The organism is Marinactinospora endophytica (assembly GCF_054780875.1).
Genome location: NZ_BAAGVM010000001.1, coordinates 292,604 through 304,982, shown reverse-complemented (window position 1 = coordinate 304,982; position 12,379 = coordinate 292,604). Strand labels below are relative to the sequence as shown.

The 12,379-nt window shown below is 69.9% G+C and carries 10 protein-coding genes; 3 read left to right on the top strand and 7 right to left on the bottom strand.

All coding sequences use genetic code 11. From position 1 onward, the window contains the following. Nucleotides 1-99 precede the first annotated feature (99 nt). Nucleotides 100-681 carry a P-loop nucleotide/nucleoside kinase family protein gene (locus tag ACYVHU_RS01340; protein ID WP_078760283.1) on the top strand — a complete coding sequence of 194 codons (582 nt, stop codon included), beginning with the start codon at nucleotides 100-102 and terminating at the stop codon, nucleotides 679-681. 24 nt (nucleotides 682-705) lie between these two features. On the opposite strand, the gene ACYVHU_RS01335 is transcribed toward ACYVHU_RS01340, so the two are convergent. Beyond that, complete coding sequence (locus ACYVHU_RS01335; protein ID WP_078760282.1) at nucleotides 706-1,341, bottom strand: TetR/AcrR family transcriptional regulator; 636 nt, start codon at nucleotides 1,339-1,341, stop codon at nucleotides 706-708. Nucleotides 1,342-1,461: 120 nt separating this feature from the next. Here ACYVHU_RS01335 and ACYVHU_RS01330 point away from each other — a divergent pair, with 120 nt between their 5' ends. After that, nucleotides 1,462-2,469 carry an NADP-dependent oxidoreductase gene (locus tag ACYVHU_RS01330; protein ID WP_498947369.1) on the top strand — a complete coding sequence of 336 codons (1,008 nt, stop codon included), beginning with the start codon at nucleotides 1,462-1,464 and terminating at the stop codon, nucleotides 2,467-2,469. A gap of 48 nt (nucleotides 2,470-2,517) precedes the next feature. Here ACYVHU_RS01330 and ACYVHU_RS01325 read toward each other — a convergent pair whose 3' ends face one another. Further along, a complete protein-coding gene (locus ACYVHU_RS01325) occupies nucleotides 2,518-3,267 on the bottom strand; it encodes a TetR/AcrR family transcriptional regulator (RefSeq protein WP_235000730.1) in 750 nt (249 codons plus the stop codon). A 116-nt stretch (nucleotides 3,268-3,383) separates the two neighbouring features. On the opposite strand from ACYVHU_RS01325, the gene ACYVHU_RS01320 reads away from it, so the two are divergent. Then, nucleotides 3,384-4,538: an acyl-CoA dehydrogenase family protein gene (locus ACYVHU_RS01320; RefSeq protein WP_078760279.1), complete on the top strand. Its 1,155-nt coding sequence runs from the start codon at nucleotides 3,384-3,386 to the stop codon at nucleotides 4,536-4,538. A 1,010-nt stretch (nucleotides 4,539-5,548) separates the two neighbouring features. On the opposite strand, the gene ACYVHU_RS01315 is transcribed toward ACYVHU_RS01320, so the two are convergent. The 5 genes from ACYVHU_RS01315 to ACYVHU_RS01295 form a co-directional block, all read right to left on the bottom strand. Further along, complete coding sequence (locus ACYVHU_RS01315; RefSeq protein WP_498947368.1) at nucleotides 5,549-6,091, bottom strand: hypothetical protein; 543 nt, start codon at nucleotides 6,089-6,091, stop codon at nucleotides 5,549-5,551. Between the two features lie 1,298 nt (nucleotides 6,092-7,389). Then, nucleotides 7,390-8,274, bottom strand: coding sequence for a fumarylacetoacetate hydrolase family protein (locus tag ACYVHU_RS01310; RefSeq protein WP_078760277.1), 885 nt, complete (start codon nucleotides 8,272-8,274; stop codon nucleotides 7,390-7,392). A 22-nt stretch (nucleotides 8,275-8,296) separates the two neighbouring features. Next, nucleotides 8,297-8,593: an MTH1187 family thiamine-binding protein gene (locus tag ACYVHU_RS01305; RefSeq protein ID WP_078760276.1), complete on the bottom strand. Its 297-nt coding sequence runs from the start codon at nucleotides 8,591-8,593 to the stop codon at nucleotides 8,297-8,299. Between the two features lie 37 nt (nucleotides 8,594-8,630). Then, the gene (locus ACYVHU_RS01300) at nucleotides 8,631-9,647 is read right to left on the bottom strand and encodes an AEC family transporter (RefSeq protein WP_078760275.1); all 1,017 of its coding nucleotides are present in this window, start codon (nucleotides 9,645-9,647) and stop codon (nucleotides 8,631-8,633) included. A gap of 117 nt (nucleotides 9,648-9,764) precedes the next feature. After that, nucleotides 9,765-11,024 (bottom strand): beta/alpha barrel domain-containing protein, encoded by a 1,260-nt coding sequence (locus ACYVHU_RS01295; protein WP_498947367.1) that lies wholly within the window; start codon nucleotides 11,022-11,024, stop codon nucleotides 9,765-9,767. Between the last annotated feature and the right edge of the window lie 1,355 nt (nucleotides 11,025-12,379).

Here is a 12,379-nt window from a genome sequence, read left to right as displayed (position 1 = left end):
GTGTTCCCCTGGCGGGCCGGTGCTCCGCCGTGTCCAGGTCCCCTACCCGGCGGGGTGGAAAGGATGTCCCCAGGAAGGCGGATCGGGCAGGCTTGGGCCATGACCACCTCCGCCAACCACGCCACGGTCTGGGTCGTCGCCGGTGCTCCCGGGGTCGGCAAGTCCACCGTCGCCGAGGAGCTGCTGCGCCGGCTGCGCCCGGTCCCGGCCCTGCTCGACAAGGACGTGCTCTACAGCGGGTTCGTCGCCGAGGTCCTGGCCGCGCACGGCCGCCCCCACGGCGAACGCGAGGGAGCCTGGTACGACGAACACGTCAAGGTCCACGAATACGGGGGCATGACCGCCGCCGCGCGGACGATCCGGGCCGCGGGCTGCCCGGTGCTGCTGGTGGCGCCCTTCACCGGCCAGATCCGCGACGCCCGACGCTGGCGGGAGTGGACGGCCGAGCTCGGCGGCGATCCGGTCCGTCTGGTGTGGGTCCGCTGTGACGCCCCGACACTGCGGACCCGGCTCAAGGAGCGGGGCAGGGGGCGTGACGCCGGCAAGCTCGCGGACTTCGACGCCTTCCTCGCCCGCACCCGGCCCGACGAGGCTCCCGCGGCTCCGCACGTCGAGGTCGACAACCGCGCCGGAGCTCCATCCCTGGCGGAGCAGGTGGCGGCGCTGGCCACGCGGGGCTGACCCCGTTCCCCCTCGGGGCGCTCCTCACCCGCTCGCCCGGGCGGGCTCCTCCTCCCCGTAGATGGCCCGCACGATGACCGTCCGCAGGGTCGCGGCGGTCGCCCGCCCGTCGGCGTCCTCCTCCGTCTCCCCGGCCAGGGCGAAGTTCGCGATGATCGCCCGGACCAGGGCCGCCGCGAGCGCGCGGGCGGGCGGGCCGGGCAGCGCCCGCCCCGCCCGCCGGTCCCGTTCGATCCGCTCGCTCATCCCCGCCACCAGCCAGTCGGTGAACTCCTCCATCGCCGCCCGCAGCACGGGGGCCGTCCCCGGTTCGAAGAAGGCCGCGCGCAGCAGGGCGCCCTGTTCGCGCCACAGGCACGCGGTGGTGGCGAGGGCCGCGTCCAGCGCCTCACCCGCGGCGTCGTCGCCGGCCAGCCAGCCGCCGAGGTCAGAGCGGAGACGGGCGGTCACCGCGCCGACCAGCGCGGCCAGGACCGCCTGCTTGGACTCGAAGTAGAAGTAGAAGGTCGAGGGTGAGATCCCGGCCTCGGCGGCGATCTCCTCCACCGTGACCCGCGCCGGTGGGCGTCGCTTGAGCAGCCGCGCGGCCCCCTCCAGGATCGCCCGTTCCCTGAGCTCGCCCTTTGTCGGCCCTCTACGGCGTCCCGTGTACTGCGGCATGGCCACCACCCTAGCCCTCGGGCGGCGCGTCCCCCCTCCCTCGAATGAGCATCGGGAATAATCGACGCTCATTCGGTTTTCTCTTCCGAGACACCATCCGTCCAAGCCAAGGAGCACGCCATGTCCCGTACCCGCGGAGTGGAACTGGTCTCGCGCCCGCAGGGCTGGCCCACCCACGACGACTTCCGGCTGACCGAGACCGAGCTGCCCGACCTCGGGCCGGGCGAGGTCCGGGTCCGCAACACCTACATCTCCGTGGACCCCTACATGCGCGGCCGGATGAACGACGTGAAGTCCTACATCCCCCCGTTCGGGCTGAACGAGGTCATGACCGGCGGCGCGATCGGCGAGGTCGTGGAGTCGCGCTCCGAGGATCTGGCCCCCGGCGATCTCGTCGTGCACATGCTGGGCTGGCGCGACGTCGCCCAGGCCCCCGCGGCCCGCTTCCGCAGGGTCCAGCCCGTCGCCGGGGTGTCCCCGTCGGCCTACCTGGGGGTGCTCGGAACGACGGGGCTGACCGCCTACGTCGGCCTGCTCGACATCGCGGAGTTCAAGCCGGGCGACACCGTGTTCGTCTCCGGCGCGGCCGGGGCCGTCGGCAGCATCGTCGGACAGATCGCGCGGCTCAAGGGCGCCGCCCGCGTCATCGGCTCGGCCGGTTCGCCCGAGAAGGTGCGTCTGCTCACCGAGAGGTACGGCTACGACGCCGCCTTCGACTACAAGGAGGGCGACGTCACCGGCCAGCTGGCCAAGTCCGCCCCCGACGGCATCGACGTCTACTTCGACAACGTCGGCGGCGACCACCTGGAGGCCGCGATCGCCTCGTTCAACGACTTCGGCCGCGCCGCGTTGTGCGGGGCGATCTCCCAGTACAACGCGACCGAGCCCACACCGGCGCCGCGCAACCTGGCGCTGGCGATCGGCAAGCAGCTGACGCTGCGCGGTTTCACGGTCGGCCACCACCTGCACCGCACCCCCGACTTCGAGGCCGAGATGGGCGGGTGGCTGAGCGAGGGGCGGGTGGCCCACGACGAGACCGTGGTCGAGGGCATCGACAACGCGGTGGAGGCGTTCCTCTCCATGATGCGCGGCGGCAACGTCGGCAAGATGCTGGTCCGCGTGTCCTGACCGGCCGCGCGGGGGCGGCGCGTCCGCGCGGCGCCCCCGCGTCCCCGACTAGGGTTCCAGCGCGTCGCGGACCCGGGCCAAGACATCATCCCGAGAGGCGCCGGCCGGGTAGACCGCGACCAGGACGCCGCTCTCCCGCTCGGTCCCCTGCTCCTTCTCCCGTCCGGCCAGGCGGACCGCGTAGGCCAGCGCGTCGTCCAGCCGCGCCCACGGAACCGCTCGGGCCGGGTCCTTCAACCACGAGCGCAGCACATGGTTGTGGGCGGCGATGATCGCGGCGGCCAGCGTCTCCGCCTCCAGGTGCGCCCGTTCGCCGTTCCTGCCGCGCGCCAGGTGGCGGCTGAAGGCGCGCTGGTAGCGCGCGGTCATCGCGATCTCCCGGTCGCGCAGCACGGCGTTGGCGCGGACCAACCGGTAGCGGGGCACCGAGATCTCGGGGTCGCCGACGTAGGCCTGGAAGACCATGCGGGCGGCGGCGCAGACCGCGGCCACCGGTTCGCCGCGCGTGTCGGAGTCCAACTGGCGGCGGACCGACTCCAGCACGCCCTCGTGCTCGGCGAACAGCACGTCGTCCTTGGACCCGAAGTAGCGGAACACGGTGCTGCGGCTGACACCTGCCGCCACCGCGATGTCGTCCATCGTCGTCGTCTCGTATCCCCGCTCGGCGAACAGGCGTAGCGCGGCGACGGCGACGGCGCGCGCCCGGGCCGGCCGGGCCGTGTCGCGCCCGTCGCGGTTGGCGGCCCTGCGGCCCCTGCGCCCGTCCGGATCGCCCATGTGCTCCGTTCCCCTTTCCATGCGCGTCGCCCCATTCTCCCGAGCGGCGGCGAAACGGCGAACACCATGGAACTCAGTTCCACAAATTGATACCCAGTGTCATACTGGTTCCATCGCCGCCGCCGAGGAGAGAACCGATGAGCGACTTCGACCTGTACCGACCCACCGAGGAGCACGAGGCGATCCGCGAGGCCGTCCGCGAGATCGCCGAGGACAAGATCGCCCCGCACGCGGCCGAGACCGACGAGACCGCGACCTTCCCCCGCGCCTCCTACGACGCGCTGCGCGCCGGCGACTTCCACGCCCCGCACATCCCCGAGTCCTACGGCGGGGTCGGGGCCGACGCGCTCGCCACCTGCATCGTCATCGAGGAGGTCGCCCGGGTCTGCGCTTCCTCCTCCCTGATCCCGGCGGTCAACAAGCTCGGGACGATGCCGCTGATCCTGGCCGGTTCCGAGGAGGTCAAGCAGCGCTACCTCGCCCCCGTGGCGCGGGGTGAGGCGATGTTCTCCTACGGTCTGTCGGAGCGTGAGGCCGGTTCCGACACCGCGAGCATGAAGACGCGCGCGGTCGCCGACGGCGACGACTGGATCCTGTCGGGACAGAAGTCGTGGATCACCAACGCCGGCGAGTCGGCCTACTACACGGTGATGGCCGTGACCGACCCCGACGGGCCGCGCGGCCGCAACGTCAGCGCGTTCGTCGTCCACGCCGACGACCCCGGCTTCTCCCTGGGCGAGCCCGAACGGAAGCTGGGCATCAAGGGGTCACCGACCCGGGAACTGCTCTTCGACAACGTGCGCATCCCCGGCGACCGCCTCGTCGGCGCCGTCGGCGAGGGGCTGCGCATCGCGCTGCGCACGCTCGACCACACCCGGGTGACCATCGGCGCCCAGGCGGTGGGCATCGCCCAGGGCGCGCTGGACTACGCGGTGGGCTACGTCAAGGAGCGCAAGCAGTTCGGCACGGCCATCGCCGACTTCCAGGGCATCCAGTTCATGCTGGCCGACATGGCGATGAAGCTGGAGGCGGCCCGCCAGATGGTCTACACCGCCGCGGCCAAGTCCGAGCGCGGCGACGACGACCTCTCCTTCTTCGGCGCCGCGGCCAAGTGCTTCGCCTCCGACGTCGCCATGGAGATCACGACCGAGGCCGTCCAGCTCCTGGGCGGCTACGGCTACACCCGCGACTACCCGGTCGAGCGGATGATGCGTGACGCCAAGATCACCCAGATCTACGAGGGCACCAACCAGATCCAGCGCGTGGTGATGGCCCGCCAGCTCCTCAAGTAGGGCGTTCTCCCCGCTCGGCGGCCGGTCCCGCCCCCGCGGCGAGCCGTGGAACAGGGGTCCCGAAGCCGGCTTCGGGACCCCTACGTCCCCCTGCGTTCCGAGCCGCACCGGCGTTCCCCAGAGCACGTCCTCCCCGCCGAGCCCGGCGCGCTCCCTGTCGATCCTCCGGCGCACAGGCCGTTCTGGGCGGCAGGCGCGCTCCACCCACAGGGAGGGGCCGGCCGTGGTGACCTCGATGGGATCGGCCCCGGCCCGGCCGAAGGCCGGTGGATGCCGCGCCCCGGCCGATCCGGCCTGCCTTTCGAACCACGGACCCCGGCCCGCACCCCGAATGAACGACGCGGCCGGCCCCGCGGGCCGCCCTTCTTCCGCTCCAGTGGCCTGCCCGCCCAGTCCCCGCCGGCGGACTTCGCGGCCGGACATGAGCCCCGGCGGCCGTCTCTCCCGGCGGGCGGTCCGGCCTCGGCTCCCCGTCCCGCCGGGAACCGGGCGTCGTCTTCGCCCAGCGCCCCGAGCCGGGCACGCCAGGCCCGGCGCAAGGTCACGAGGTCAGGCGAAGACAGGGGATCCTGGTGAGCGGCGCCGGCCGCGTGGCCGGCAGCCTCGGACATGCCGGAGTCACGTAACGGCCACAGCAGCCTGCCCGGGTGATGCCGTCCAGGCACATCGAGCCTGTTGACGAGGCCGACCGGGAATGGCCGGAGCCGGCACCCGCCCCGAAGGCTCCAGAACCCACCGACTCGATCCCTCACCTGCCTCCCGAAGGCCCCCGCCTCCCCATGGTGCCGGACAGCCGAGCACGCATCGGCTGTCCGCCTGATCCCCGCGAGACCGCTCCCTCTAGCGCATCGGACGGATCTGTTACCACAGACGCTCGGAGGGTGATCCGTCGTCGCGCTACCGAGCGAAATTCCCTCACCCCGTCCACCTTGCGCGCCCAGCACACCGCAGCCCGCCATTACGCCACCGAGGCAGATCACCCGATTCCGGAGCATTCGAGATAGCAGACATCACTGAGCAGCCCTAAGAAGCAGGTGGATCACGAAGAACACACAGAAAACCGAACAAAGGAAAAGAATATTGAAATGCGGCTTATGGGTGACCGTCACACCCTCCACCCCGTCCCCGGCATCTCTACTTTCCAGGAAGGCTATCAACTTCTCCGCACAGCGCCGGTTCGTCGGATACCCGGCCAGGGCACCCAGGACAGATCCCCCCAGGTTGAGGCTCCCGTACGACCGACCAGGACGAGTGAATATCTCCACACCACCCTCATAGGTGACCCGGTTGATCATCCTCGCCGGAATAACCGTCTTGGAGAAGAGGTTCTTGACCACAACGGAATTCCCCACGGTCTCAATGTGAGCAAAAAATGTGGCTTTCAGAAAGAACCATACTGAAAACGCTGGAAACGCAGAGCCAAAAAGCATCTCATCCCACGCCAACCCGCTCCCTCTCTCAATCAGAGCCAGGGGGAACATAAGGTAAAATAGGGAAATGAACACAGCGGCCACCACTCCGGCCGTCGCCGTCCAATAGTTTCTCAGTACCACCCAACACACTCCCGGACGCGAAACCCACAAGAATAAAAACGATGCCCCGACCCCCCCTGACGGGGCGCCGGGAACTCCACCGAACCAACCGCTGTCAGGCCAAGCCCAGCATCTCCCTCTCCATCGACCCGAAGAACCGAGAAACCATCGCGGCGTTAGATCCGGCCACGAACACACCGCTACCAACGCCCCCACCTCCAGCGCCGCGACCCGCCGGTCTCCTCCGGTACTGCGACAGCCTCACAAGCGTCGTCTCCCCAGAACCTTGCCGCACTTCCAGCCGATTGGCGAACAATTACACCCCGGCCGCCAAAATGAAGCTCCAATGAGACCCGAAATCGATCTTCCCCGGCTGGCAGCGGTGTTCAGCCGGCTGCTCCGGCCGTTCTTTCCGCGTTTCAGCGCCTCAGCGGTCGGATCGGGCGACGGACCGGCGAAAAAGTCGACCTGTACGGCGGCGTAAGAGGAGGACGATCCCCACCGGAACCATCGCGGCCCGGATAACCGGAGTGGCCGCAGCACGAGGAGGATCCCCGGTGCATTCCGTTCCCCTAGCGGATCTTGGCGAGATCGCGGCCCTGCCGGGTCCCCATCGCATCCCGGTGCTCGTTGATCCATTCCGGGACTGCTCGCTCTGTTTCCCGCGTTTTCCGCCACCACCCGGCGCGCACGGGTGCATACCCGGCACATAAAGGTCCGGGGTTCTGTGGAGGCTACGGGGTTGTTGTTGGCGTAGCCGTGCGCCTGCTGGGCGTTGGTGAGATCCATGATCGGATCGGCGACGACGGACCGCCCGAGAGTGCGCGAAACCACTGACGGTGTTCCGCGCACGACGAATCGGGATACGGCCTTCGGCTCTCTTCCGGCCGTGCTCGCAAACCGTCGGATGGGACGAGGGACCACGGGCACGCATCCCACCGTCCTCCTCGCCCCGGGCACCGGTGTAAGGACCGGGGCCGCGTAGACGGCGGCCCCGGCGTCGAGAGCGCGCGGCGCCCCCGGTCGGTGATCCGAGCGGGGGCGCCGCGGCGGGGGTGACGTAGGGGCCCCCGCGTCGCGGCGCCGTCCTCTTCCCGGCTCACGGTGTGCCCGGAACGGGGTTGCGCGTCGTCAGCCTTCACCCACCATGGCACCGCTGGGCGGCGAACCCGTGGCAGCGGCATGACGCCGCCACGGGAGGCGCCGTGAGCGCTCCGGGAGGAACCGGCATGGCGCCGTGGCCGCCGGCGGAGGAACCCCACGGGGAGGCCCCCATGAGGGCCGCGCGCCCCTCGTCCCGGATGGCGAACGCCCGCGTCTCAGCGCGGCCCGGCGGCGGGAGGCTGGCCCGACTCCGTCACCTCGTACCGCTGCGTCCCCAAGGGCCCGCAGCCCAGCTCCACCACGTCACCGGAGGCGAGATAGCCGGGCGGGGAGGAGGTCATTCCGGTGCCCGCCGGTGTCCCGGTGCAGATCAGGTCCCCCGGCTCCAAGACCATGAAGTGGCTGAGGTAGTGGACGAGCCGGGCGGGGCCGAACGCCATGTCCTTGGTGCTGCCCCGCTGGCGCGCCGCCCCGTTGACGTCCAGCCACAGGTCGAGACCGCCGACGTCGGGGATCTCGTCCCGGGTGGCCAGGAACGGACCGCACGGGGTGAACGTGGGCGCCGACTTGCCCTTCATCCACTGCCCGCCGCGATCGAACTGCAGGGCCCGCTCGGACACGTCGTTGACGAGCGTGTAGCCGGCGATCGCCTCCTCGGCCTCCCCCTCGTCGGAGAGCCGGTACACGCGCCGGCCGACGACGACGCCGAGTTCCACCTCCCAGTCCGTCCTGTCCGACCCCGGCGGGAGCACGAGCGGATCCGTGGGGCCGCTCAGCGTGTTCGGGGCCTTCGTCGTGATGACCGGTTCGTCGGGGAGCGTCTGACCGGTGGCCGCGGCGTGGTCGGTGTAGTTCAGCCCGACGCACAGGATCTGATGCGGCCGGGCGATCGGCGGACCGATCCTGATCCCCTCCAGGGGCCGGGCGGCGCCCGCGGCCACCCGTTCCGCGATCAGCGGGGCGAGGGAGGCCGCCGGGTCCGAGGCGAGGAAGGCGGCGTCGACGTCCCCGACGACGTCGGACACGTCGATGTAACGGTCGGTGCCGACACGTACGGCGGGGACCTCCGCCCCGGCCGGGCCGATACGCATGAGGTACATGGGGGCTCCTAGTCGGGGTGGGTCACATGTCGCGGAGATGGGCCTCGACGGAGGCGACCTTGCCGTCGAGCGCCCCGGTGGTCCCCGGGCGGATGTCGGCCTTGAGGATCAGCGTGGTCCGTCCCGCCCCCTCGCCGGCCGCCGCCACGGCGCGCTTGACGACGTCCATCACCTCGTCCCACTCGCCCTCGATCGTGGTGAACATCGCGTCGGTGCGGTTGGGCAGCCCGCTGTCGCGGACCACCGCCACGGCCCTGGCGACGGCCTCTCCCACGGATTCGCCGGTGCCGAGCGGACTGACTGAGAAGGCGACGAGCATGGTCGTTCCGGTTCCTTTGGATGGTTGGTCGGTTGCGTCACGCGATCAGGGCCGCCAGCGGCAGGGTGATCAGTGACAGGGCGCTGGTGACGACGATGGAGGCCGCGGCCTGCTGGGCGCCGGACTCCTTCTGCTGGGCCAGGACATAGGCGGTCGCGGCGTTGGGCAGCCCGCACATCACCACCGTGGTGAACGCCCACACCGTGGGCATCGGGAAGACCCACGTGACCAGGGCGACGGCGACGAGCGGCATGATCGCGAGCTTCACGACGATCGAGCAGGACAGCTCGGGGATGGCCACGCTGCCCTCGCGCAGCGCCGACATCGCCCGGCGGAGGGTGAGGCCCACGGCGAACAGGGCACCGGGCGCCGCCGCCCCGGCGAGCATCGTGATGGTGTCCTCGACGGGCCCGGGAAGGCCGAGCCCGGTGAGGGCGAAGAGCAGTCCGGCGACGACGGAGAGGCTGACCGGGTTGAGGACGACGCTGCGCAGCACCGCCCGTCCGGTGCTCCCCGTGGAGGGCGCCGACGGGCCATCGCCCTCGGCGGTGATCCCGCCCTTCCCCGAAGCGACGGGCTCCTTCACCCGCGCGCGCTGGACCGCCACGGTCACGCACATGGGGTAGAGCACCATGAAGAACATGTTGTGCAGCAGCTGCCCCAGCGCCACCGGTAGCGCGGCCTGCGTCCCCACCGCGGTGACCAGGAGCGGCACCCCGAGATAGGCGACGTTTCCGTACCCGGACAACATCGCCGTCGTCAGCGCCCGGGGCATCGGGTGGCGGAACAGGAGCCGCCCGATGGCCAGCCCCAAGCCCGCGCCCAGGACCAGCATGGTGAGGTTCGCGGCGATGAAGGACCAGGAGATCCCCTCGGACAGGCCGGATTCGGCGACCGAGGAGAAGAGGAGGGCGGGAAGCGCGATGAAGAAGACGAAGTCGTTGACGGCCTTCTGCGCGTTCCCCTTGAAGGGGGCGGAGTAGCTGGCGAGGTATCCGATCAGGACGATGGCGAAGAGCGGGACCATCGTCGACAGCAGTGGGGCGAATCCCATTGCGGGCGGACCTCTCGAAATCGTCGGAACGTGGGCGTGGCTGGTGCCCGCCGGTCGGGCGGGCACCAGGGCGTGAGAGTGGCCGGTGGTGTGCCGGTCGCGCGCCACCGGCGGGGATCAGGTCGCGGGCACCTGGTCGGAGGCCCGCTCCTGGAGGACGTCCAGCGCGGCGTCCTGCACCGCGTCGAGGCGGACGATGTCGGTGTAGAACTCGTGCACCTGGCGCAGGAGCTCCTCGAAACGTTCCCGCTTGGCCGGGTAGAGCACGTTCTCCATGTGGTCGGTGAGGCGGTCGGCCACCGCCGTGATGAACTCGCGGTCCCCCGTGAGCCGTTCGGGGAATCCGGCGTTGTCCAGCGCCTGGGCGACGGTGGTGGGGAAGGTGCCGATGGGGTTGAGGAAGTAGTCGACCGGTCGGCTGACACCGAGGTAGTCGGGGACGTTGACGATCCCGGCGTTCTCATTGCGCACCAGCATGCCACTGACCGGACGGTAGACGTTCGGCAGCACCATGAAGACCTCTTCGGCCAGCGACGCGGCGCGGGACAGCTTCTCGGTGTCCAGTTCGGTGCCCGCGACGGAGATGCCCCGCTCGGTGAAGATCTGGCTCATGACCTCGAGGTTGGCCAGTCCGGCCCGGTTGCCGAACCCCGCCACCCCGCCCTCGACCATTTGGAAGCCGTGGAAGATCGAGGCGAGGGAGTTGGCGAGGCCGAGCCCACGGTCGTCGTGGGAGTGGAGGTAGAAGGTGATGTCGGGGTTGTCGCGGACGAGGTTCGCGGCGAGGACCGCGGTGGCCTCGGGGAACAGGGTCCCGATGGAGTCGTTCACCCGCACCAGGTCGATGCCGAGCGCGCGCACCCGGGCCACCTGCTCGTTGATGAAGGCGTACTGCTTGTCGTCGATCTCGTGCGAGAAGGCGTTGAGGATGCTCGCGCGGAAGGAGCCGACCCCCAGCGAGGTCAGGTGGTCGTGGGCGCGTTCGAGGAGTTTCTCCTCCTGGCGGTGCTCCACCATTCCCAGGCTGACCTGGATCTTCGCCAGGTAGTCCCGCGGGATGATCTTCAGCGCCTCACTCAGGGGCTCCCAGGTCTTCAGCGTCAGGTTGAAGACGAACTGGGTGTCCTCCGGGATGCGGCCCAGCATGTGCTGCGCGTGCAGGCAGCGGAGGAGGAAACGCGGCTCGGTGAGCCCGGACCCTAAGTCGATGTCGCGCAGGCCGCCTTCGGTCAGGGCCTCGATCAGCTGGAGTTTCTGGCCGTCCTCGGCCCCGTAGAGGGCACGTTCCCCTCCCTCACGCATGGTCTCGTCCGAAATGCCGGCGATCTCAAAGTCGGTGTACCGGGGCTGGTGCCCATCCGGCATGGAAAGAGGCATTTTTACTCCCTTGAAATATGTCATTCATTCGGGGGGACGAGATGAATCGGAGAACATTCCCGGAAGCAAAGCGTGAATGGCTGGATAAGGCTCGGTCATCCAGCGATAAGTGGCCGTGGATTCACTCAGCGCGCTGTACCGGCATGAGACTACCGGGACCCACTTCGCATTTAAATGTGACCTGTCTCACATTACACCTTTTGTTACCCCAATAAGGAAATTTCGCGCGCTCCATGATCAGCAATTAGCTGGCCCCCTCCAGGCGGCAGACCCGACCCGCCCCCTCCACCCCGAGCGCCCCTCTACCTAAAGTCGCATTTCGGGAGGAGGCGGTCTTCATCCCCACCCGCATCACGCCCGGCCCCACCCCACGTGTCGAGGGGACGGGGAGCGCGAACGGGCCAGAGCCCCTCCTCCACACACACCGCCCTAACCGCCTTTTCACGCTCCTGTCCGCGAGGATCCGCACGTCGAAACGGCCGACACGACCACCCGGGCATCAACCCCCGACCCCCGGGGGAGGCGGCCGGAAACGGATGCCCTCGCTCGGATCATCGAACGGGACAGGGGAACCCCCTCGGGAATACGCGAAAAAGAAAGGTCACCCCTCGCGAATTTCGCCCATTCGAGCGGAAGAACGCACGTCGGCCGCCCACGACTCACGCGCGTCCCAGCTCCACCGCGGTATCCGATCTGGCCGATATGGGCCAGGGCGGGGCGGACATCGGTATCGACCCCATTCGGTTCTTCTCGACGCGGAGTGACGGTCGCACCGGCAAACCGCGCGTTCCGTAACAGGCCCCTGGATCGCGCACCGCCGCGGAAACGCCGCCCCGGCGCCAGCGACGGGCTCCGGAAACGCCTCATCCCCGCTCCCGAGCGGATCGAGCCTCGATGCCCTTTCCCCTCACCCACAAAAACGACTCCATCGGGAAGAACACCGGCCCTCCGGGCAACGGCCCGCGTGGCGCGAGGAGGGGCCGAGACCGTCACCGCACCCGCCGATTGGGCCGGCGAGCACCGAAAACCACGCGACTTCCATTTCCCTGAACCGCCCCCGGGCGCCACCGCATCTGTCGGCCGCGACACGGGAGGGGGTTCCACACGCCCGATGTGGACGGCCGAGGGCACCAATGGTCCCCGGCCGGGTCCATCCCCGCCATCCAGCGCCGCTCCGCCCGCCACACGTCCGATTCCGTTCGGGGCGGAGAACTTCCCCACCGATTTCCCGTACTCCCGATCCCCCTCCCCTCATCGGCGGGCCGTTTCCCATCCAGGTCAGAGGGCGCGCGGCCGCCTTCGAACGCTGAAGGACGCGGCGGACGTCCCGCGCGGAGCGCGGGGAGGCAACGACG

What these genes read in the sequence shown, in the direction of transcription:
- ACYVHU_RS01325 (WP_235000730.1), bottom strand. Translation starts at nt 3,267, where the DNA reads ATGGAAAGGGGAACGGAGCACATGGGCGATCCGGACGGGCGCAGGGGC.
- ACYVHU_RS01295 (WP_498947367.1), bottom strand. Translation starts at nt 11,024, where the DNA reads ATGCCTCTTTCCATGCCGGATGGGCACCAGCCCCGGTACACCGACTTT.
- ACYVHU_RS01310 (WP_078760277.1), bottom strand. Translation starts at nt 8,274, where the DNA reads ATGTACCTCATGCGTATCGGCCCGGCCGGGGCGGAGGTCCCCGCCGTA.
- ACYVHU_RS01320 (WP_078760279.1), top strand. Translation starts at nt 3,384, where the DNA reads ATGAGCGACTTCGACCTGTACCGACCCACCGAGGAGCACGAGGCGATC.
- ACYVHU_RS01335 (WP_078760282.1), bottom strand. Translation starts at nt 1,341, where the DNA reads ATGCCGCAGTACACGGGACGCCGTAGAGGGCCGACAAAGGGCGAGCTC.
- ACYVHU_RS01300 (WP_078760275.1), bottom strand. Translation starts at nt 9,647, where the DNA reads ATGGGATTCGCCCCACTGCTGTCGACGATGGTCCCGCTCTTCGCCATC.
- ACYVHU_RS01305 (WP_078760276.1), bottom strand. Translation starts at nt 8,593, where the DNA reads ATGCTCGTCGCCTTCTCAGTCAGTCCGCTCGGCACCGGCGAATCCGTG.
- ACYVHU_RS01330 (WP_498947369.1), top strand. Translation starts at nt 1,462, where the DNA reads ATGTCCCGTACCCGCGGAGTGGAACTGGTCTCGCGCCCGCAGGGCTGG.
- ACYVHU_RS01340 (WP_078760283.1), top strand. Translation starts at nt 100, where the DNA reads ATGACCACCTCCGCCAACCACGCCACGGTCTGGGTCGTCGCCGGTGCT.